Source organism: Actinomadura montaniterrae (genome assembly GCF_008923365.1).
GTDB lineage: Bacteria > Actinomycetota > Actinomycetes > Streptosporangiales > Streptosporangiaceae > Spirillospora > Spirillospora montaniterrae.
The window spans coordinates 1,545-2,208 of record NZ_WBMR01000451.1 but is presented as its reverse complement, the minus strand read 5'-3'; the positions used below and the strand labels follow the sequence as shown (position 1 = coordinate 2,208).

General features: G+C 76.2%; 1 protein-coding gene. It reads left to right on the top strand.

Annotated elements, in window-relative coordinates; all coding sequences use genetic code 11:
- The coding region (locus F9B16_RS50190) for a class F sortase (protein ID WP_151547312.1) at positions 1-562 on the top strand (562 nt) is incomplete at its 5' end.
- Between the last annotated feature and the right edge of the window lie 102 nt (positions 563-664).

Here is a 664-nt window from a genome sequence, read left to right as displayed (position 1 = left end):
CGGGCACGCCGCGTCCCCGGCCTCGCCGGCGCCCGCGCCCGCGGCGAGCGGGGCGAGCGGCACGCCCGGCGGCACCACGGCCGCGTCGAACGTCTCGGCGCTGGCCCCGTCCGCACCCGTCAAGATCACGATCGGGCGGATCGGGGTGGCGGCGCCGGTCGGCGAGATCGGACTGCTGCCGGGCGGGCGGATCCAGGAACCGCCGCTGAGCAGGCCGAACCTGGCGGGCTGGTACAAGGAGGGCCCGACGCCGGGCGAGGTCGGCCCGGCGGTGATCCTCGGCCACGTCGACGCGAACGGGAAGGCCGCGGTGTTCTTCCGGCTGAAGGAGCTGAAGCCGGGCGACAGGATCCAGATCGGCCGCAAAGACGGGACGACCGCGACGTTCACCGTGAACCGGACGCAGCGCGTCGACAAGGACGCGTTCCCGCACCAGAAGGTCTTCGGCGAGTCGCTGGACCATCCGGCCCTGCGCCTGGTGACCTGCGGCGGCGCCTTCGACCCGAAGGCCGGCCACTACACCGAGAACCTCATCGTCTACTCGACGATGACCGCCTCCTGACCTCGACGTGGGGGGGGGGGGGGGGCCCCCCGGGGCCCCCCCCCCCCCCCCGGGGGGGGGGGCGGGGGGGGTGGGGGGGAGTCTGCTCGCCGCGGGCCGCGC